Here is a 19,952-nt window from a genome sequence, read left to right as displayed (position 1 = left end):
TTTGTGTTCTGCGCCACTGGAAGATCTTAACGTCTTCCAGCACCAACTGCCCGAAAGACTAATCAGGATGATGGTGATGATGGTGGTTAAACAGAACGCGTGTCATAAGATGTCTCTTTGTTGTGTCAATGTGTATTAAATCAATAATGATTTCTGTCGAATAACCTAAACCATGTTCGGGTTGTTGTGCAACATTTTTTTAGCAGATATGGGAAGTTCATTTTGCTTGGGTGATACGCCAGCATAATCACGCTGGATATCGGCCTTTGATAGAGAGAACGCGCTGCTGAAATCGGACAGGCTCTGTAGCGATGGGAGTAAAAGCCGTTTACTCTGTTGTCGGTGCATGATGTTAATTAACAGGCTCCTTGCAGGGGAGAACGGCTGATGAAAAAAGTATCGATTGTTGGATTGGGCTGGTTGGGTATGCCACTGGCTCTGGCGCTGAATGGGCACGGCTACCACGTGACAGGGACGAAAACCACTCAGGATGGCGTGGAAGCAGCACGAATGAGCGGCATTGAGTGCTATCAACTGGCGCTGACGCCGGAACTGGAATGCGACGCAGACGAGCTTAGAGCATTACTACAGGTTGACGTGTTGATCGTGACCTTGCCCGCCAGCCGAACGGCGGAAGGGGGCGAAGGGTATGCGCAAGCGGTACAGCAACTGGTGAATATGGCGCGTGTGTTTCATGTCCCGCGTATTATCTTCACCAGTTCAACCTCGGTTTATGGCGATAGCAGCGGCACGGCAAAAGAAAATTCGCCGCTACAGCCGACGACGGTAGCAGGGAAAACGCTGGTGTCCCTTGAACAGTGGTTGCAGCATCTACCTGATACCTCCGTGGATATCTTGCGTCTTGCGGGGCTGGTCGGTGGTGAACGCCATCCTGGGCGTTTCCTTGCGGGCAAAACCAATTTGCTGCGCGGTAACCAGGGCGTGAATCTGGTGCATCAAGAGGATGTGCTGGCGGCGATCCTGCTGCTGCTGAAGCTACCAAACGGTGGGCATATCTATAATCTGTGTGCACCAGAACATCCGGCCAAACAGGATTTTTACCCTGAGCAGGCGCGCAGATTGCACCTGTCTCCGCCGCAGTTTGCACCCGTAACCGACAGCGATCAGGGGAAGATTGTTGATGGGCAGCGTATCTGCCATGAACTTGGGTTTGAGTATCAGTACCCTAATCCTTCAACGATGCCATTGAACGAGGGTTTGTAGCGCTAACCGCAATGCGTGCTGCTTTGTTTGCCACGATGTTTGCCACGATTTTTGATACCGCAACAGGGATTCTGATACGCCCGGATGTGTGTGAAGCATCCGGGCGTGAGGTGTTAAAACGACGTCCAGTCGCCTTCTGACGACGCGGCTTTTTTGTCTGTCGTTGACACACGTTTTGGCAGCGCGTGTCGTGACGTGGAGGATGAGGCGCGTGAGCCTGCGCGGTTATCCGATTGGGACACGCGGAAGTGCTCAAGCAACTTCTCTAACAGCACGGCCTGTTCTTCCAGCGAGTTGGCAGAAATGGACGATTCCATTACCAGCGAGGCGTTCTGCTGTGTCGTGGTGTCCAGTTCACTGATCGCCTGTGCAATTTGCCCAATTCCCCGGCTCTGTTCTTCAGAGGCGGAGGAAATTTCCCCCATGATGTCGTTCACGCGGGAAACGGAATCGACGATTTGCTCCATGGTTTCGCCCGCAACCGCCACAAGATGACTCCCTGCATTGGTACGCTCGACGGACTCTGCGATCAGGGATTCGATGTCTTTGGCTGCCTGAGAACTGCGCTGCGATAAACTGCGTACTTCGCCTGCGACCACGGCAAAACCACGGCCTTGTTCCCCGGCACGCGCGGCTTCTACCGCCGCGTTCAGCGCCAGAATGTTGGTCTGGAAAGCAATGCTATTGATGACGGTAGTAATATCGGCGATTTTTTTGGAGCTGGCCGCGATATTATCCATGGTCGTCACAACCTGTTTCACGACTTCGCCGCCTTTCAGCGCATTCTTGGAGGCATCGGCAGCGATCTGGCTGGCATGTTTGGCGTTGTCGGCGTTGTTTTTCACCGTTGACGTCAATTCTTCCATGCTAGCCGCGGTTTCAACGACGGCTGCCGACTGCTGCTCGGTGCGCGATGATAGATCGCTATTGCCTGTGGCAATTTTGCTTGCCGACTGGCTGACGCTACCGACGCTATCCCGCACTTCGGAGATAACGTGACGCAGCTGTTCATTCATCGTCCCCATCGCGTGAGTGAGTCGCCCCAGTTCATCGTGGCGATCGGTCTGAATTGAGGTGGTTAGATCGCCACTGGCAATACGTTCCGCCAGCGACAGGTTATGGATGATGGGTCTGGTGATAATCCGGGTGATGTAGATCGAAATAATGATACCGATGATGACGGCGATGAGACCGATAATCATGGTAATGGTGGCGGAGTTATAGGCCAGTTCATCGTTTTTCGCTTTGATAATGGCCGTCAGCGCGTTGATGTCTGCGCTGCTTTTCGTTCCTGCTCTCATGACCAGATATTCTGCTTTTTTCACGTCATCAAAAGCGGTGTAATAGTCTGCATTAATCTGTTGATATTGCTTGATGTAATTCCGCAATGCGTCAGCCTGACCTTTCAGATCGGCAGGTAAAATCGGTAAGGCCTGATAGGCTGATTCCGTTTCCGCATAACGGTTATTCAGTGCAGTGATTGTTTTCTCATCTTTTGTTATTTGCAGCTCATAACTCAGCTTTTGCACTTCACTTAACAAGAAAGCCAATCTGCTCATCGCGTAATAAGCATCGTTATCGGGGAATGAGCTGGTGCTATGAATGGTCTGTGCAACAGGTTCCAGCGTGGCTTGTGCATGCAGCTGATTCATTTTTCCCTGAATCCCAACCGCTTTTTGTGTTGCAACAGACATACCGGATACCGATGTCTGAAAGCCCTCTAAGTTTTCTTTTAAGCTATTGATGTGGCCTAACTCATCGGCGCTCCAGGCCAGAGTTTTTGCGCTGTCTGTTAAGTCTGTCGCGCTTTTAACAAATTTCGCCAGAATATCTTTTGTCTTCTCATCGGGGGCGTAGAAATATTTCACGCGGTTTATTTTTGCCTGAAATACCTCAATATTGATGCTGTAAATAAGATTGGTTTTTTCATAGATATCTTTGATGTCTTTAAATCTTTTTGTACTAAGCGATGAGGCAACAATAACGAGTAATAAAATAATGCCAAATCCCGCATACAGTTTATGTGCGATTTTTGTGTTACGGATTCGACTAGCAAGATTCTGCATTATAACTCTCCATGTATAACGATTTTAGTAATAATGACTACGGTTTTATTGCTAACGATTATTTCACTATTAACGACGATGTCGTTTCTAACTACTATGAGTTATCGGGTTTTCTTATCACGATGTTAGAGCCAAAGTAGGGGATAATAACATTTTGTGATGGGTATCAAGGCGCGCTGTGCAAATGCATAGTCTTTTATGGGAATACGGCCAAAATAACGTAGCTTACTGATTATTTAACGATTTATTTATCATTGAAATAATATTCTATTGGTGAATTCAGCCCTGACGTCATATCAGGGCTGAGGGATCGAACGTTAGAAGTTAGGAGTTAGAACGTTGTCCAGCCTGAGTCCTGGGACTGTTTTGATGCAGGCGGCAGGCGTTTCTGCTGTGGCGGCAAACCGGAGAGATTTGCTTTGGGTTTACGCCCCTCATGATCGGATAGGCGGAAGTTCGCTACCATGCTTTCCAGTATCGCAGACTGTTCTTCCAGCGAGTTAGCGGAGATCGAGGATTCCATCACCAGCGCTGCATTCTGCTGTGTGGTGGTGTCCAGTTCGCTGATGGCACGGGAGATTTGCTCAATGCCACGGCTTTGCTCATCAGAGGCGGAGGCAATTTCCCCCATGATGTCGTTAACCCGCGAGACAGAGGAGACGATCTGATCCATCGCCGTTCCTGCATTGGCGACTAACTGCGTGCCCACATTAATACGCGACACCGATTCAGATATCAGGCTGGCGATTTCTTTTGCGGCTTGTGAGGTGCGTTGAGAAAGCGTCCGCACCTCGCTGGCAACCACGGCGAATCCACGGCCTTGCTCACCGGCTCGCGCGGCTTCTACCGCGGCGTTCAGTGCTAGAATATTGGTCTGGAACGCAATGCTGTTGATAACGGCAGTAATGTCGGCAATCTTCCGTGAGCTGTCTGAAATGCCTGACATGGTATCCACCACATTCCGAACCACTTCGCCGCCTTTGTGCGCATTTTGCGAGGCTTCGGTACTGATTTGGCTCGCCTGTTTGGCGTTCTCGGCGTTGTTTTTCACGGTCGACGTCAGTTCTTCCATACTGGCGGCGGTTTCTACTACGGCGGCAGACTGCTGCTCGGTGCGCGAGGAGAGGTCGCTATTACCCGCGGCGATCTTGGCCGCAGAGGTTGACACGCTGTCCACGCTGTCACGCACATCGCTGATCATATGGCGCAGCTTTTCGTTCATTCTCCCCATGGCGGCCGTTAGCTGACCCAGCTCATCATCGCGATCGGCCACAATGGTTGAGGTTAGATCGCCTGCGGCGATTTTTTCCGCCAGAGAAAGGTTGTGAATCACGGGGCGGGTGATTTGGCGGGTAATCAGTAGCGAAATGATAATGCCGATCACGACGGCGATGAGGCCAATGATCATCGTGATAGTCGCGGAACCGTATGCCAGTGCGTCATTCTTCTCTTTGACGATAGTGATAAGCGCTTTAATGGAGGCGCTGCTTTTATCTCCGCCGACCTTCACGCCGTCTTCGGCTTTTTTCAGGCCGCTGATGCTCTGGAAGTAGTCAGCGTTGAGCTTTTTATAGCTGGTGACATAGCTTCGCAGACCCTCTGCGGCGACCTGTTGTTCCGGCGTTAGCGTCGCAGTGACGGCCTGATAGCTGCTGTCAAAGCGACCAAAAGCCTCATCAAGCTTCTTCGCGGCATCGGCATTTTGCTTAAGCTGTAGTTCATAGGATAACTGCTTGAGTTCTGAAACCTGCGCTGCCAAATCTTCAGCCTGATATTGCGTCGTGCTATCAGAAGGCTGCTGGCGCAGCTTGGCGTAAAAATCCGTGGTAACGTTTTGCCCGTTGGCGGCGCTGATTTTGTCGCGATTTTCTACCACGCGTTGCGTGGCTTTCCCCATCTCGGTGATCGCGTTCTGGAATTCAGTCAGATTCTGGCCGAGATCGTTGACGAGGGGGGCGCCTTCTGGACTCCATGAGAGCGTTTTCGCTTCCGTGGTTAACTCTGATGCATGTTTAACGAAGCCCGCCATAGTTTCACGCGACTTCTCTTCATACGAATAAAAATACTTCAGGCGGTTTATTTTGGCCTGAAAGACTTCGATGTTGATGTTGTAAATAAGATTGGTTTTTTCATAGATATCACGAATTTCTCTGAAACGACCTGCGCTCAGTAGCGATGCAATGATGACCAGTAGCAGGATCACCCCAAACCCAAGATACAGCTTTTGGGATATTTTAAGATTTCTAATTTTTTTGGCTAAGAACATGATGTCTCTCCGGGGATGAATTACTGGTGTCAGGTAACAAACTAATAAAAAGATACTCGTCATACTTCAAGTTGCATGTGCGTTGGCTGCGTTCAGTCACCCGAATCACTTACTTGAGTAAGCTCATCGGGATTCCTTCGCTTGCTGCCTTCCTGAAACTCGAATTATTTAGAGTATATGACCCATAATGCTTATCGGATTTATAGTGGTTTTTTTTAGTGTGAGTGAAGAAACTAATAATAATTTGTGAGGCTTCTCTCTTATTTTTGGACAACTGCACAGCAGGCTCCGGTTGAATTACCAATCTGCGTTATGCGAACCGTTATAAGAATAAGCACAGGAAATTGTGATTGTTTTTTTAATTTTTAAAAATTTGAGAAGGAATAGGTTAATTTAGACATATATTGAAATATAAATAGGATGAAAATAACGAATGGTTAAGTTTGGACGTAATACTGAGGAGGCGTTCCCAAGTAGTGAATGACGTTATTACTTTATCTGACTTTTATCCCAATTTTTATCGCACACCGTCGTCTGACTGTACCGCATGCCCTATGACGGCTAACCTCGCCGTCATAGGATAGGGCTACAAGATCTAGCCGGTGCTTTTTGTACGATACAGCCGGCGTGGATGACCAATTTTGCCGTAACGCATTTCGATGTCGAGGAACTGGTTTTCAACGCAGAACTCCAGATAACGGCGCGCCGTCGTTTTACTGAGTCCTGTTTTTTCGACGATATCATCGACAGAAAAGAGTGTATCGCCGCCATCGTTGGCAAAAATCTGCTTGATCAGCCCCAGCGTGTTCTCTTCAATGCCTTTTGCTGATGATGAGGTGGCTGTGCCGGACGATTGCAGCTGATAGAGAATATCGACGTTCTGCTGATCGACAATTTTGTAAGTGTGCTGGGTTTTCACGAATTGAATAAATCGCTCCAGCGAAGAGCGCAGCCGTGGGTAGGAAAGCGGTTTGATAATGTAGTCAAAGGCCCCGCAGCGAATCGCCTGAGCGCAGGTATTCATATCGCTGGCGGCGGTAATAAAGATGACGGAACAGTCCATTCCTTTAAGCAGTTGGCTTTCAATCAGCGAAACCCCTTCGCCGTCGGGCAAATAATTATCCAGCAAGATCAGGCGCGGCCTGTGCTGCTGAAGGAGCTTTTTGGCTTCAAAAAGCGTAGCGGCAATCCCGACGACACGCAGATTGAAATGTTTCTCAATAAATTCAGCATGAATATTTGCCAGCTTACTTTCATCTTCAACGATTAAGACATCGAAATGTTCAGTGTGCTGCATGGTGTAAATCCCTGTTAGTCTCTGAATTATAAAATAATGTGTCCGCTATACCCCAAGCGGTCTGTGCGTTATTCAATATGCTGCCGCTCAAATTATGGGGGGGACATCGGAATAAATAGGGAAAATATGCTGCCATTCGGCTGGTTGGCCGAGACTTCGATCATTCCCTGAGCCTGATTGACGTAGCTGGCGACCAGATGCAGCCCCAGCCCGTGATCGCCCTGTGTTTTGCTGGTCACGCCCATTTCAAACAGGCTATCGGCAATGGCCGGATCGATACCCGTTCCTTGATCGGCGATTTCAATGACCAGTTCTTGTTCGCTGTTATAGATGTACACCTCGACAGGATAATGTGGCGCGGTGGTGGCTAATGTGGCTTCCATCGCGTTATCCAGCAAATTACCAATGATGGACATCAGCTCCGTTTCGCTCAGTGCGGGTGGAATGTGGGTGAGCTGGCAGCGTGGGTCGAAAACAATCTCAATGCCTTTTTCTCGTGCCGTCGCATACTTGCCCAGCAGCAGCCCGCACAACGCGGGCGAACAGAAGCGACGAGAAACAAAATCCAGCACCACCTGCGCGCTTTCCGATTGCGCTTCAATATATTTGATAGCTTCGTCATAGCGTTTTAGGTGCAGTAGTCCGGCCAGCGTCGCCGTCCAGTTCAGCTGCTCGTGGCGCAAAATACGCAAGCTGTTAGCGTAGCGCTTCACCTGGCTAAGCTGCATGCTAAGCGTATGGATATCATTTTTACCGCGGAAGCTGATGACCCAGCCCTGAAGCTCATCCTCCAGCATGATCCGCACTCGGCTGGCAATCACGGTAGCGTGGTTAAAACGGCAGATTTCATCGTGGGTGTCGCTGTTCCACATGGCCTCGCCGGAGAAAAAGGGCACGGGCTTAATGACGGTATCAATCGGCTTGCCGCGCAACAGATAGGACGGTTCGTTCAGCCCGAGGATTTCTTTGGCGGCATGGTTAATGGCGGCAATGCGGTGCTGCTTATCGATGGCGATCACCCCTTCGTAGATCGATTCGAGCAGCGCCTTCTGCTGCCTGACCAGCATACGAATCTCAAGAGGTTCGAGGCCAAACATCTGTTTCTTCAGATTACGCGAGAACCACCAGGAAAAGAGAAACAGCGCGACAAACATCGCCAGAATCGCCAGCAGGATATGCGCCAGTTTACTGAACGTCAGGTTATCGATATGGGTTTTCAGATAGCCGACGGAGACAATACCAATCACCTGACCATCAGCCACGATCGGCGCTTTGCTGCGTAGCGAAATGCCAATGCCGCCCCGGCGCACGGTGATCGTGCTTTTCCCAGCGAGCACCTCAACGTTATCACCGCCCACCATCTGCGTGCCGACAAGGCTGGCATCTTCAGAATGAAACAGGTGATGCGCCTGATTATCCCCGACCACGATATAGCTAGCGTCGCTGCGCAGCTTCAATTGCTGGACGAGCGTGCTTATCTGCTTAATGTCTTTATGCTTCACGGACTCAATCAGTGACGGAATGATGGCGATTTCTCTGGCCTGTACCTGCGCTCGTGTACCCAGCTCGGAATAGAGCTGCTTATCGATATCGTGATAATAATAAATACCCGTCATCAGAAGTAACGAAGAGAAGAAGACGATCAAATAGATAAATAATTTGATATGAAAGGAAAGTCTCACTCTCATGATGTGCGGTAGCCTGCTGGTGAACGAAAAATAGCTGATGAATTTATCACGAATGGTAATAAGAATGGGCTGAGAGGAAAAAACTTGTGAGCAATAACACGTTTAAATATGTTGCTACCAATATGATGATGGTAATAAATAGATAAAATTAAACGCATCTGTTTTCTTTAATAAACAACTTAATTACGTTTTATCAACATAGTCATTTTTAGGAAATAAAAGCCATAAACTCCATAGAAACCGTAAAATTTATTTTGAGCGTAAAATCAGCTAGCCGCCTGCGTAATAAACGATTTTTGAATATAAACCATAAAAACCATAAACGCCTTTAAAACTCGTTTTTTAATTTGAAGGGAATCACATAATAATAGGTAATCGCCCCCTATCATTCGCGGACAAAATAAAACGGGGACAGAGTGATGAGTACGACTGATGATTCATATATTGTGGTAAATAATGAGGCGGCTGGGAAGGCCTCATTAAAGGAAAAATGGTGGCACGTTCTGGATACCTATAAAGTAGGTATTATCCCTGTGCCACTCTTTGTGCTGGCGGGGGTATTAATCGGCATCGACTGCCTGAGTGGCAAGTTGCCGAGTGACATTGTCGTGATGGTGGCGACGCTGGCATTCTTCGGGTTTGCCTGCGGTGAATTTGGTAAACGTCTGCCGATTATCGGCAAGATGGGGGCGGCGGCAATCTGTGCGACCTTTATCCCCTCGGCGATGGTGCATTATGGCCTGCTGCCGGACGTTGTCGTTGAATCCACGACCAAGTTCTATAAAAGTACCAACATCCTGTATCTCTACATCTGCTGCATTATTGTCGGCAGCATCATGAGTATGAATCGGCAGACGCTGATTCAGGGCTTCCTGCGTATTTTCTTCCCTATGCTGTGCGGTGAAATCGCTGGGATGCTGGTGGGCATGGGCGTCGGTATTGCGCTCGGCCTGGATCCATTCCAAATCTTCTTCTTCCTGATTCTGCCGATTATGGCAGGTGGGGTGGGTGAAGGCGCTATCCCGCTGTCCATCGGCTATGCCACGATTCTGCATATGGATCAGGGCGTTGCACTGGGGCGCGTCTTGCCTATCGTTATGCTGGGTAGCCTGACCGCGATCATCCTTGCCGGTGTTCTGAATCAGTTGGGTAAACGCTTTCCACACCTGACTGGTGAAGGCGAACTGATGCCGAATAAAGACAATAATCTGGGCGGTGGCGCAAGCAGCACACCGGTTTCTGCCTTTAGCGGCAAAGCCGATGTCACGACGATTGCCTCTGGCGCACTGCTGGCCATCCTGCTGTATATGGTGGGTATGCTTGGTCACAAAGTCATTGGCCTGCCTGCACCGGTTGGCATGCTGTTCGCGGCGGTGCTGGTGAAGCTGGCTCACGGTGTTTCACCGAAAATGCTGGAAGGTTCTCAGGTCGTTTACAAGTTCTTCCAGACCTCTGTGACGTATCCGATTCTGTTTGCCGTTGGCGTGGCGATTACGCCGTGGCAGGAGCTGGTGAACGCTTTTACGATTCAAAACCTGCTGGTGATTATTTCTACCGTAGTGACGCTGGTCGCGACCGGCTTCTTTGTGGGTAGAAAAATCGGTATGCATCCGATTGATGTTGCCATTATTTCCTGCTGCCAAAGCGGACAGGGTGGTACTGGTGACGTCGCGATTCTGACGGCAGGCAACCGTATGGTGCTGATGCCATTCGCGCAGATTGCGACGCGTATCGGCGGTGCGATTAACGTTTCGATTTCACTGCTCGTGCTCGCCAACTTTTTAGTCTGATGTCATTCAGAAAATAAAAAGGCGCGGAGCTAAATAAGTATTACGTTGAAAAATGAGCTGAGCTAACAGAATAAAAACCGCCACTGCACGTGGGTTTATTTTGCACAGGAAATATTATGAAACTTGCAAGCTATCGTTATAACGGTAAGGACAGTTACGGCATTTATACACCAACGGGATTAATCGATCTCGGCGGTAAAATTGGCCACCGTTACCCCGATCTGAAAACACTGCTGGCGCAGAATGCGCTACACGTGGCACACGAATTCAGTATGAGCACGCCGGATATTCCGGTCGCGGATGTGACGTTCTTACCGGTTATTACCGCACCAGGGAAAATACTGTGCGTGGGGATGAACTACGCCGCTAAGCGTCAGGAATTTAATGAAGAGAATCCCGCGCCAACCTTATTTGTGCGCTTTGCGGATTCACAAACCGGACATGCGACGCCGGTGATCAAACCGCATTATTCCAGCGAGTTCGATTATGAAGGCGAGCTGGCGGTCGTTATCGGTAAAGGTGGACAGAATATTGCTCAGGATGTCGCGCTCTCTCATGTTGCAGGCTACAGCTGCTACATGGATGGTTCTGCGCGTGACTGGCAGCACAGCTGGTTTACCGCTGGCAAGAACTGGCAGAAAACCGGTGCGTTCGGCCCTTATCTGACCACCACGGATGAAATTCCCGATCCACATGTGCTGGCGATCCGTACGTATCTGAATGGCCGCATGGTACAGGATGACAATACCAGCAGCATGATCCACAAAGTCGCGGAATTGATTGAATACATCAGCACCTTCACCGAGCTAAGCGCAGGCGACGTGATCATTACCGGTTCACCGGGCGGCGTGGGTAAAAAACGCAATCCACCGCTGTTTATGAAAGCCGGTGACTGCATTGAAGTTGAAATCGAAAACATTGGCCATTTGCGTAACACGATCGTGGATGCCGCTGCGCCGGTGAAATCAGTTCCGGCAGCCGCTGAAGCCGTCGCGCACTGAATATCCGTGTCAGTACCAGGCTGTCGGCACTAAACCGGCAGCCTGCAATAGATTGTCTAAATAATTCGAGTTGCAGGAAGAACCGTGATGTATGCCAATGATTCCGTCTTTTTTGACACGCTGGATGTGCGCCTTCGGGAGCAGGAGAGGGACGCGGTGCGCCAGTTCCTTGCACACTGCCAGCTCGGCATGGATGACGATATTGACATCGTTGTGGTTGGCAAACGGGGCGGGCGGCTGATTGCCTGCGCGGGGCTGGCCGCCAACACCATTAAGTGCGTTGCGGTCGATCCTGAATTCAGACACCTCAATCTGGGCGTGCAGGTGGTGAATGAAGTCATGCAGCAGGCGGCTCAGCGCGGCCACTTCCACCTGTTTCTCTATACCCGACCGGAAAATGTCGACATCTTTCGCGGATGTGGCTTCTACCCGCTGGCGTGCTATCAGGACAGCGCGGTGCTGATGGAAAACACGCCGATTGGCATCCAGCAGTATTGCCAGTCTTTGGCGGCCTTTGCGCACCCTGAACTGCTTGCCACGCGAACAGATAAAAAGATCGGCGCGATTGTGATGAACGCGAATCCCTTCACGCTGGGCCACCGCTATCTGGCGGAACATGCGGCACAGTCGTGTGACTGGCTGCACGTATTCGTAGTGCGGGAAGACGTGTCCTTTTTCCCGTTCAGTGAACGCCTGGAGATGGTGCAACGCGGCGTGGAACACATCCGCAATGTGACGGTACATGCCGGTTCGAACTACATGATCTCTAAGGCGACCTTTCCCGGCTATTTCCTGAAGGAAGAGAAACTCATCACCCGTGCCCATGCGGCGCTGGATTTAATCATTTTCAGGAAATATATCGCGCCAGCGCTCGGTATTACCCAGCGCTTCGTCGGCACCGAACCCTTTTGCCCGGTGACGTATCAGTACAACCAGGACATGCACTACTGGCTGGAGAAAGACCAGACGGTGTCTTCCCCGGCGTTAAGTGTGGTTGAAATTGAACGTAAACGGCAAACCTCAGGACTGGCAATTTCCGCCTCGGAAGTCAGGAAATTACTCAAACTTCGGCAGTACAGCCGTATTCAGGACATCGTGCCAGCCTCAACCTTTGCGCATTTACAGCGCTATTACGAACCCGAATACGCGTAATTAAAATTAATCAGGATAAGTCTATGAAGATTGTTAAGGAGTCCCTTGCAGGCACCTTTGAATCCAGCGATTTGCTGGTCAAAGTGGCACCGGCTGACGGGAAACTCACCGTGGTCATCAACAGCGAAGTGATTAAACAGTTCGGCCATCAAATCAAACAGGTCGTGAATGACACGCTGAAAGAACTGGGCGTACAGGAAGGGACGATCATTGTGGATGACAAAGGTGCGCTGGATTGTGTTATCCGTGCCCGCGTGCAAAGCGCGGTACTGCGCGCCGCAGACGGACAGCAGATTGAATGGGAGAAATTGTAATGAATAAACTTCGCCGCAGTATGTTATTCCTCCCGGGCGCGAACGCCGCCATGCTGTCCAATGCGTTTATCTACAAGCCTGACTCCATTATGTTCGATCTGGAAGATGCGGTTTCCCTGCGCGAGAAAGATACCGCGCGCCTGCTGGTTTTCCATGCGCTCCAACACCCGATGTATCGTGATATTGAAACCGTGGTACGCATTAACCAGCTCAGTACGCCGTTTGGCCTGCTGGATCTGGAAGCGGCGGTGCGCGGCGGGGCCGATGTGATTCGTCTGCCGAAAACTGACTCTACTGACGATGTTGATGAGCTGGAACACCATCTGGTTCGTATCGAAAAAGCCTGCGGCCGTGAAGTTGGTTCTACGCGCATCATGGCCGCGATTGAGTCGGCGGTGGGCGTGATTAACGCCGTCGCGATTGCACGCTCTTCCGAGCGCATGATTGGGATTGCGCTGGCGGCGTTTGACTATGTGATGGATATGCAAACGGAACGCGGTGACGGCACAGAGCTGTTTTATGCCCGTTGCGCGGTGCTGCACGCGGCTCGCGCTGCCGGTATCGACGCTTTTGACGTGGTCTATCCCAACGTTAATGACGATGCGGGCTTCCTGAAAGAGGTCGATCTGATCCGCAGACTGGGCTTCAACGGCAAATCCCTGATCAACCCACGCCAGATTGAGCTGTTACACAACGCTTATGCCCCGACACAGGATGAAGTGGACTATTCCCACCTGGTGATCAAAGCCGCTGACGAGGGCGAACGTGCCGGTCTGGGCGTTATTTCCCTGAACGGGAAAATGATCGACGGGCCGATTATCGACCACGCCAGAAGCGTGCTGGGACGTGCTCAGGCCTCCGGCGTTCGCAAATAGCCATTGCGTGATTGCACCGCAATTGCCGCTTTCAGGAATCACAGGATTAGACAATGAGTCATTTTATTGAAGCACTGCAAAAGCAGTACCCGGAAAAACGCCACCTGCAACCCTTCGTCAACGCTAATCAACATACGCCGTGGCTGAATGATGTCACCCAAAAGCATGAGCGCAAACTGTGCGCCGATCTGGAAGAGGCGATTCGTCATAGCGGACTGAAAGACGGAATGACGATCTCTTTCCACCACCATTTCCGCGAAGGCGATAAAGTCATTAATCGGGTGATTGATACGCTGGCACGGATGGGGTTTCGCGATCTGACGCTGGCATCCAGCTCGCTGATGAGCTGTAACGCATCGCTGATCGACCACATCAAAGCAGGCGTGGTCAGCCGGATTTACACCTCGGGGATGCGCGGCAAGCTGGCCGATGCCATTTCTCACGGATTAATGAAAGAACCGGTACAGATTCATTCCCACGGCGGTCGCGTCCATCTGCTGCAAAGCGGTGAACTGAATATCGATGTCGCTTTTCTGGGAGTGCCGTGCAGCGATGAATTTGGCAACGCCAACGGCACCGCAGGAAAATCAAGCTGCGGCTCGCTGGGCTATGCGATGGTCGATGCGCAGTTTGCCCGTAAAGTGGTGCTGTTGACCGAAGCGCTGGTGCCGTTCCCGAACATGCCGGCCAGCATTGTGCAGGATCAGGTGGACTACATCGTTCAGGTCGATGAAGTTGGCGATCCAGCCAAAATCAGCGTCGGCGCGGCGCGCGTCACCAGCAACCCGCGTGAGCTGCTGATTGCCCGTTCCGCGGCAGACGTGATTGAGCATGCCGGTTATTTCAAAAATGGTTTCTCGATCCAGACCGGTTCGGGCGCGGCTTCGACGGCCTGTACGCGTTTCCTCGAAGATAAAATGCGTCAGCAGAACATCGTGGCACGCTTCGCTCTCGGCGGTATCACGGGCGGTATCGTCGATCTGCACGAAAAAGGGCTGATCGAAAAGCTGATCGACACCCAGTGTTTCGATGCCAATGCGGCCGCATCGCTGGCGAAGAACCCGAATCACGTCGAGATTTCCACTAACGTTTACGCCAATCCCAGCTCTAAAGCGGCCTGCTGCGATCAGCTGGATATGGTGATTCTCAGCGCACTGGAAATTGACACCGACTTTAATGTCAACGTGATCACCGGTTCAGACGGCGTGATGCGCGGTGCGTCCGGCGGACACTGTGACGTCGCAACGGCAGCAAACCTGACCATCGTCGTTGCGCCGCTGATTCGTAGCCGCATCCCGACTGTGGTGCGTCAGGTGACGACGCGCGTTACGCCTGGAGAAAGCATTGACGTACTGGTGACCGATCACGGCATTGCCGTCAACCCGGCGCGACCTGAGGTTGCTGAACGCCTGAAACAGGCGGGGCTGACGGTGATGACGATTGAAGCGCTGTATCAGCGTGCGATTGCGCTGGTGGGTGAACCACGCGCGATCGAGTTTCACGATCGCATCGTCGGTGTGATTCGCTATCGCGATGGCAGCGTGATTGACGTCGTTCGTCAGGTGAAAGAAGCCGACGAATAAGCGGTAAACGCATGAGGGAATCGACGATGACAAAGACTGTTTCCATCTCACTGGAAACCTTACTCGCGGCGAAGGAACGCCGCGCAGTTCGCCAACAAGAATGGCTTGCCCGCTACGGTGCGACGCTGGTGTCGCTGACGCTGGTCACGCCGGGGCCGGTAAAAGATAGCGAAGGCTATCGGCAGGTGATGGCCGAAGCGATCAAGGCATTCACGTTTCTATGTCAGACCAGAGGTTGGACGGTGCTGGAGCAGCAGACATGCTGGCTGGCAACCGGGGCAGAAGGGCTGTGGGCGATCACTAAAGATGCGCTGTCGGTGAAAGCCGCGACTATTGCGCTGGAAGATAGCCATGAACTGGGGCGGCTATGGGATTTCGACATTTTCAGCCCGGAAGACGGATCGATTGGCCGATCGATGCTGGCGCACAGCGGGCGAACGTGCCTATTGTGTGACCAGATGGCACACGCCTGTAGCCGTTCGCGTCGGCATTCGCTGCCTGAACTACTTAAGCACATTGAGGAAAAGGTTAATGCCTACTTTACGCCAGCCTGACGGTGTACTGTCGACTGCGGTATCCCGTTCCGCAGTCGGCGATTATCGGGAGCGCGACGCGTTACCGGATATCGACCAGCGGGTGGCGAATGCGCTGACGATGGAAGTGATGCTGACGCCGAAGCCCGGACTGGTGGATCGCGCCAATAACGGATCTCACCACGATATGGATGTCGCGCTGTTTCAGACCAGCATTCAGGCGATTTCGCCCTGGTTCCGGCATTTTACCGATGCGGGTTATCAGCACGCTAACACACCGCTAGCGCAGCTGCTGTCTCAGGTTCGGCCTATCGGCATCGCCTGCGAACAGGCGATGCTGTCGGCGACGAAAGGCGTGAATACCCATAAAGGTGGGATTTTCGCGTTTGGCCTGCTGTGTACCGCAGCCGGTTGGCTGGCGGGACGAGGAGAGCGTGTCACGCAGCGCAGCCTGTGCGATAGCGTCGCCGCAATGTGTCACGATTTGGTGCGGGGTGAGCTGGAGACGTGTTCTGGTGCGGCGACGGCGGGCGAACATCTCTATCAGCGCCATGGCCTGACGGGGGCGAGGGGAGAAGCCGCCAGCGGTTTTAGTACCGTATGCCAGTATGCGTTGCCTGCCTTGCAGCAGGCGATTGCTGCCGGAGCGGATGACGAAACCGCGCTGTTACGGACGCTACTGGTGTTGATGGCTCACAATCCTGACACCAATGTCGTTTCACGCGGCGGAATGGACGGACTGGTGTTTGTGCAAGATTACGCACAGAGATTGCTGGCGGGTCCGCTGGATCGTCAGGCGCTGAGAGAGATGGACGACGCGCTGATTGCCAGAAACCTTAGCCCAGGCGGCAGCGCCGATCTACTGGCGTTAACCTGGCTGCTGTATCACTATCCTGCCGAGTAGCAAGCGAACGAGTGCGATAAAAGGCGCGGGCAGGCCTTGCGATGGTGGTCGCGGTGCATTTTATTATTTGACCGCGCCTTAACACTTTTCCTCTTGTTCCACTAAAGTTATTGAGAAAATTGCCGATATCGTTTTCACCAACTTCTACCCGTCATACTTCAAGTTACGTACGTGCTGGCTGCTCAAATTCCTTTCCACGAGTTTGTTCTTCGCTTGTCACGTGACGAGGCGCATAAGTGTGCCTCGCCCTAAGGGCCAACGTTTACGTTGTTCAAAACGATAGCGTTTTGTCCTGTCACTCGAGGTATTTAAGGTAGGTTTCATGCTGTTTCAGGTACTCCGAGTAATCGTTTTCAATATGCAGCCAGTGCAGTACATCGTGTTGGCACACATGGGACTTGAAAGATAACGAAGAGGCGTGCATCAATATAAGCCATTGACACATATTCTGTGTAAACAATGGTGGGGATGAAAGCGGTGAATGAAAATTTGAAAGAGCAGTTTGTTAAGCGCAACAAACTGGCCATCTGTGCAACACTGCGCGAGTTAAAGAAAAATGATACGTCTCTGATGGTTCATCATCCTCATGGACAGTTCATCAGTAAAATTCTTGATGTCGTACCCGATAACAACCTGTTTGTCTTCGATTTAGGCGGCATTGAGCGTGAAAACAACCGCGCACTGTATGCGGGAGCGCTGTCTTTTGTTGCTGAGCCTGCCGGTGCAAAAGTTGAATTTAATGCTGAAATTGCGAAAACGGTCACTTACGACGGGCTGCCAGCCTTTAGCGCGCAGATTCCTGAACTGCTTTATCTTATCCAACGTAGAACCTATTTCCGCATCAACACGCCGCTGTGGCCGCCGTTGACGTGCCGTGGCGAACTGCCGGATGAGAGTGTTTTCCTGTTCACCATCAAAGATCTCTCTCTGGGTGGATTGAGCCTGTATACCGACCGGGATACCACGGGGCTGCTGACTGACGGTGACATCATTAAGAGCGTCGAGATGGACCTGGCTGACCACGGTTTCTTCTGCGTTGATTTGCAGTTCGTCGGTCAGGCAATGGTGAAGATCGTCGACAACAAAGGTGAATTGAAACTGACGCAGCGTTTGAGTTTCAAATTCCCTTCACTGAACGCGGCGCAGGAACGCGATCTTCAGCAGGTGATTTTTGAGTTGGAAAGATTACAAAACGAAAAGAAAAAGCGGTTCCAGGAGTTGTAATTTTTAAGCACAGCTTTTTGTTTGGGCTTTACACATAACAGCAACGTTTTTATAACGAGTATTCGCTTATTTATCCTACTTATTACCCATAATTCATGCGAAAAGCCAACGTATAGGCAGTACGAAGAAGGGTGGGGATAAATAAATGGTTTCCAACGTTCTCAGAGCCTTGTCAGATGAGATCGAGTGGTGCAGAATACGCGCCTTGCAAATAACCGACGTCTAATAGCGTCGGTTATTTTTTTACATTTATGCTCGTCATACTTCAGGTTACAGGGGTATTGGTGTGGTTTTTTGCCTTTCTCTGTGACTCAGGTTTGCTGGGTATAGGGTCTTCAACCAAAGAGGCCGGACAACGATCCGGATAGATAATTTGTGTGTGCCTGTGAGCACAGTGAGGAAAGGAAAGATGGGGCAATTAACACGTTTCGCACCGGTGCCCGCCGGTTTGTGCTGCAAAGGTATTGGTTATGGCGCGACGCAGTCGCAAGTTATCTCTGGTGCTGTTACAGCCACCTCTTCTCATCGTGATTCAGGCGAGTCCTGTATCCATTCATTTGTTTCCGGTGCGTATGCGCCTGCCGTGATGAACGGAGGTGTGCGCCATGTCGCTTGATTCTCAGCTGCCTAATGCTGGCGCAAAACGTGCTCAGTTAAAAAGAACGCTCACGCTGTGGCCTGTCGTTATGATGGGGCTGGCGTACATGCAGCCGATGACCATTTTTGATACCTTCGGTATCGTGTCTGGCCTGACCGACGGCCATGTGGCGACGGCCTATGCGTTTGCGCTGGTCGCCATTCTGTTCACGGCGCTGAGCTATGGCAAATTGGTAAAACGTTTCCCATCTGCGGGTTCTGCTTATACTTACGCGCAAAAAGCGATCAGCCCGCACGTCGGGTTTATGGTCGGCTGGTCGTCACTGCTGGACTATCTGTTCATGCCGATGATCAACATCCTGCTGGCGAAAATCTATCTGGAAGCGATCTTCCCCGGCGTACCGTCATGGATTTTTGTCGCGGCGCTGGTCGGCTTGATGACGCTGTTTAACCTGCGTGGCATCAGTCTGGTTGCTAACCTGAACTCCATTATCGTGGTGGTGCAGGTTGCGATCATGGCGGTATTCCTCGGTCTGGTAATTCACGGTGTTTATCTGGGCGAAGGTGCGGGTACGCTGACCAGTACGCGTCCGTTCTGGTCTGAGAACGCCCACGTGGTGCCGATGATTACCGGTGCAACCATTCTCTGCTTCTCGTTCCTGGGTTTTGACGGTATCAGTTCGCTGTCGGAAGAAACGCAGGATGCAGGTCGGGTGATTCCAAAAGCCATCTTCCTGACGGCGCTGATCGGCGGCGTGATCTTTGTTGCCGTGGCGTACTTCCTGCAACTGTATTTCCCAGATATCTCGCGCTTTAAAGAGCCGGATGCATCTCAGCCGGAAATCATGCTGTACGTTGCGGGTAAATTCTTCCAGTCCGTTATTCTGGTGTTCTCCTGCGTCACTGTACTGGCATCCGGTATGGCGGCACATGCTGGCGTGTCTCGCCTGATGTATGTCATGGGGCGTGATGGCGTATTCCCAGAGCGCTTCTTCGGCTATATCCACCCGAAATGGCGTACACCGTCTTTGAACGTCTTGCTGGTTGGCGTGATTGCACTGTCTGCGGTGTCGTTCGATCTGGTGACGGCCACTGCGCTGATCAACTTCGGTGCGCTGGTGGCGTTTACGTTCGTGAACCTGTCGGTCATTTCACAGTTCTATATTCGTGAGCGCCGTAACCGCACCGTGAAAGACACCATTAACTTCCTCGTGATGCCAGTGCTGGGCGCGTTGACGGTAGGTGCACTGTGGGTGAATCTGGAAGCCAGCTCGATGACGCTGGGTCTGGTGTGGGCAACGATTGGATTGCTCTATCTGGCATTTGTGACACGCAGTTTCCGTCAGCCAGTACCGCAATGTAGCGAAGAACCGGTTTAAATAAACCGACGACTTGCATGAAAGAAAAAGCGGAGCCCATGTGCTCCGCTTTTTTTATG

Annotated in this window: 17 protein-coding genes and 1 other annotated feature (1 of these 18 only partly in view); of the genes, 12 read left to right on the top strand and 5 right to left on the bottom strand. The window is 51.4% G+C overall.

Annotated elements, in window-relative coordinates; translation table 11 throughout:
- Positions 1 to 83 (bottom strand) — a sequence feature (His leader region) (it extends 39 nt beyond the left edge of the window).
- A complete protein-coding gene (gene hisL, locus QWJ20_RS01790; RefSeq protein WP_106389040.1) occupies positions 59 to 106 on the bottom strand; it encodes a his operon leader peptide in 48 nt (15 codons plus the stop codon). It overlaps the preceding feature by 25 nt.
- A 281-nt stretch (positions 107 to 387) precedes the next feature.
- Between hisL and QWJ20_RS01785 the strand changes: the two genes are divergently transcribed.
- On the top strand, positions 388 to 1,224 hold the full coding sequence (locus tag QWJ20_RS01785) for an SDR family oxidoreductase (RefSeq protein WP_433991706.1): 837 nt from the start codon (positions 388 to 390) through the stop codon (positions 1,222 to 1,224).
- A gap of 113 nt (positions 1,225 to 1,337) precedes the next feature.
- Here QWJ20_RS01785 and QWJ20_RS01780 read toward each other — a convergent pair whose 3' ends face one another.
- From QWJ20_RS01780 to QWJ20_RS01765, 4 genes are all read right to left on the bottom strand, one after another.
- The gene (locus QWJ20_RS01780) at positions 1,338 to 3,290 is read right to left on the bottom strand and encodes a methyl-accepting chemotaxis protein (protein WP_433991705.1); all 1,953 of its coding nucleotides are present in this window, start codon (positions 3,288 to 3,290) and stop codon (positions 1,338 to 1,340) included.
- A gap of 331 nt (positions 3,291 to 3,621) precedes the next feature.
- The gene (locus QWJ20_RS01775; RefSeq protein WP_433991704.1) at positions 3,622 to 5,556 is read right to left on the bottom strand and encodes a methyl-accepting chemotaxis protein; all 1,935 of its coding nucleotides are present in this window, start codon (positions 5,554 to 5,556) and stop codon (positions 3,622 to 3,624) included.
- 595 nt (positions 5,557 to 6,151) lie between these two features.
- Positions 6,152 to 6,853 carry a response regulator gene (locus QWJ20_RS01770; protein WP_109412793.1) on the bottom strand — a complete coding sequence of 234 codons (702 nt, stop codon included), beginning with the start codon at positions 6,851 to 6,853 and terminating at the stop codon, positions 6,152 to 6,154.
- A 92-nt stretch (positions 6,854 to 6,945) separates the two neighbouring features.
- Positions 6,946 to 8,541, bottom strand: coding sequence for an ATP-binding protein (locus QWJ20_RS01765; RefSeq protein ID WP_226300906.1), 1,596 nt, complete (start codon positions 8,539 to 8,541; stop codon positions 6,946 to 6,948).
- A 419-nt stretch (positions 8,542 to 8,960) separates the two neighbouring features.
- On the opposite strand from QWJ20_RS01765, the gene QWJ20_RS01760 reads away from it, so the two are divergent.
- The 11 genes from QWJ20_RS01760 (at position 8,961) to QWJ20_RS01710 (ending at position 19,893) form a co-directional block, all read left to right on the top strand.
- Positions 8,961 to 10,331 (top strand): 2-hydroxycarboxylate transporter family protein, encoded by a 1,371-nt coding sequence (locus QWJ20_RS01760; RefSeq protein WP_095699243.1) that lies wholly within the window; start codon positions 8,961 to 8,963, stop codon positions 10,329 to 10,331.
- 116 nt (positions 10,332 to 10,447) lie between these two features.
- Positions 10,448 to 11,332, top strand: coding sequence for a fumarylacetoacetate hydrolase family protein (locus QWJ20_RS01755; protein WP_095994365.1), 885 nt, complete (start codon positions 10,448 to 10,450; stop codon positions 11,330 to 11,332).
- A gap of 87 nt (positions 11,333 to 11,419) precedes the next feature.
- Entirely contained in the window at positions 11,420 to 12,484 is a 1,065-nt protein-coding gene (gene citC, locus QWJ20_RS01750; RefSeq protein WP_433991703.1) for a [citrate (pro-3S)-lyase] ligase, read from the top strand.
- Between the two features lie 23 nt (positions 12,485 to 12,507).
- The gene (gene citD, locus QWJ20_RS01745) at positions 12,508 to 12,798 is read left to right on the top strand and encodes a citrate lyase acyl carrier protein (protein WP_323634921.1); all 291 of its coding nucleotides are present in this window, start codon (positions 12,508 to 12,510) and stop codon (positions 12,796 to 12,798) included.
- Positions 12,798 to 13,673 (top strand): citrate (pro-3S)-lyase subunit beta, encoded by an 876-nt coding sequence (gene citE / locus QWJ20_RS01740; protein WP_103940548.1) that lies wholly within the window; start codon positions 12,798 to 12,800, stop codon positions 13,671 to 13,673. Before citD ends, citE begins: the two co-directional genes overlap by 1 nt.
- A gap of 53 nt (positions 13,674 to 13,726) precedes the next feature.
- The gene (gene citF / locus QWJ20_RS01735; RefSeq protein WP_226308870.1) at positions 13,727 to 15,256 is read left to right on the top strand and encodes a citrate lyase subunit alpha; all 1,530 of its coding nucleotides are present in this window, start codon (positions 13,727 to 13,729) and stop codon (positions 15,254 to 15,256) included.
- A gap of 26 nt (positions 15,257 to 15,282) precedes the next feature.
- Positions 15,283 to 15,810: a citrate lyase holo-[acyl-carrier protein] synthase gene (citX, locus tag QWJ20_RS01730; RefSeq protein WP_433991702.1), complete on the top strand. Its 528-nt coding sequence runs from the start codon at positions 15,283 to 15,285 to the stop codon at positions 15,808 to 15,810.
- Positions 15,788 to 16,693, top strand: a complete 906-nt coding sequence (gene citG / locus QWJ20_RS01725; protein WP_433991701.1) for a triphosphoribosyl-dephospho-CoA synthase CitG — start codon at positions 15,788 to 15,790, stop codon at positions 16,691 to 16,693. Before citX ends, citG begins: the two co-directional genes overlap by 23 nt.
- Before the next feature lie 468 nt (positions 16,694 to 17,161).
- Positions 17,162 to 17,917 carry a flagellar brake protein gene (locus QWJ20_RS01720; protein WP_127156813.1) on the top strand — a complete coding sequence of 252 codons (756 nt, stop codon included), beginning with the start codon at positions 17,162 to 17,164 and terminating at the stop codon, positions 17,915 to 17,917.
- A gap of 409 nt (positions 17,918 to 18,326) precedes the next feature.
- Positions 18,327 to 18,533 (top strand): hypothetical protein, encoded by a 207-nt coding sequence (locus QWJ20_RS01715; RefSeq protein ID WP_095699251.1) that lies wholly within the window; start codon positions 18,327 to 18,329, stop codon positions 18,531 to 18,533.
- Entirely contained in the window at positions 18,523 to 19,893 is a 1,371-nt protein-coding gene (locus tag QWJ20_RS01710) for an APC family permease (RefSeq protein WP_095699252.1), read from the top strand. Before QWJ20_RS01715 ends, QWJ20_RS01710 begins: the two co-directional genes overlap by 11 nt.
- Positions 19,894 to 19,952 lie beyond the last annotated feature (59 nt).

This window comes from Pectobacterium sp. S5, from assembly GCF_051707265.1.
Lineage (GTDB): Bacteria > Pseudomonadota > Gammaproteobacteria > Enterobacterales > Enterobacteriaceae > Pectobacterium > Pectobacterium polare.
This window is presented reverse-complemented; position numbering and strand designations above follow the sequence as displayed.

Bases quoted from the DNA above. Each gene is read 5' to 3' on its own strand.
- QWJ20_RS01770 (WP_109412793.1), bottom strand. From the start codon at position 6,853: ATGCAGCACACTGAACATTTCGATGTCTTAATCGTTGAAGATGAAAGT.
- QWJ20_RS01765 (WP_226300906.1), bottom strand. From the start codon at position 8,541: ATGAGAGTGAGACTTTCCTTTCATATCAAATTATTTATCTATTTGATC.
- QWJ20_RS01760 (WP_095699243.1), top strand. From the start codon at position 8,961: ATGAGTACGACTGATGATTCATATATTGTGGTAAATAATGAGGCGGCT.
- QWJ20_RS01785 (WP_433991706.1), top strand. From the start codon at position 388: ATGAAAAAAGTATCGATTGTTGGATTGGGCTGGTTGGGTATGCCACTG.
- QWJ20_RS01710 (WP_095699252.1), top strand. From the start codon at position 18,523: ATGTCGCTTGATTCTCAGCTGCCTAATGCTGGCGCAAAACGTGCTCAG.
- QWJ20_RS01780 (WP_433991705.1), bottom strand. From the start codon at position 3,290: ATGCAGAATCTTGCTAGTCGAATCCGTAACACAAAAATCGCACATAAA.
- citG (WP_433991701.1), top strand. From the start codon at position 15,788: ATGCCTACTTTACGCCAGCCTGACGGTGTACTGTCGACTGCGGTATCC.
- citD (WP_323634921.1), top strand. From the start codon at position 12,508: ATGAAGATTGTTAAGGAGTCCCTTGCAGGCACCTTTGAATCCAGCGAT.
- citX (WP_433991702.1), top strand. From the start codon at position 15,283: ATGACAAAGACTGTTTCCATCTCACTGGAAACCTTACTCGCGGCGAAG.
- QWJ20_RS01755 (WP_095994365.1), top strand. From the start codon at position 10,448: ATGAAACTTGCAAGCTATCGTTATAACGGTAAGGACAGTTACGGCATT.
- QWJ20_RS01715 (WP_095699251.1), top strand. From the start codon at position 18,327: ATGGGGCAATTAACACGTTTCGCACCGGTGCCCGCCGGTTTGTGCTGC.
- citF (WP_226308870.1), top strand. From the start codon at position 13,727: ATGAGTCATTTTATTGAAGCACTGCAAAAGCAGTACCCGGAAAAACGC.
- citE (WP_103940548.1), top strand. From the start codon at position 12,798: ATGAATAAACTTCGCCGCAGTATGTTATTCCTCCCGGGCGCGAACGCC.
- QWJ20_RS01775 (WP_433991704.1), bottom strand. From the start codon at position 5,556: ATGTTCTTAGCCAAAAAAATTAGAAATCTTAAAATATCCCAAAAGCTG.
- QWJ20_RS01720 (WP_127156813.1), top strand. From the start codon at position 17,162: ATGAAAGCGGTGAATGAAAATTTGAAAGAGCAGTTTGTTAAGCGCAAC.
- citC (WP_433991703.1), top strand. From the start codon at position 11,420: ATGTATGCCAATGATTCCGTCTTTTTTGACACGCTGGATGTGCGCCTT.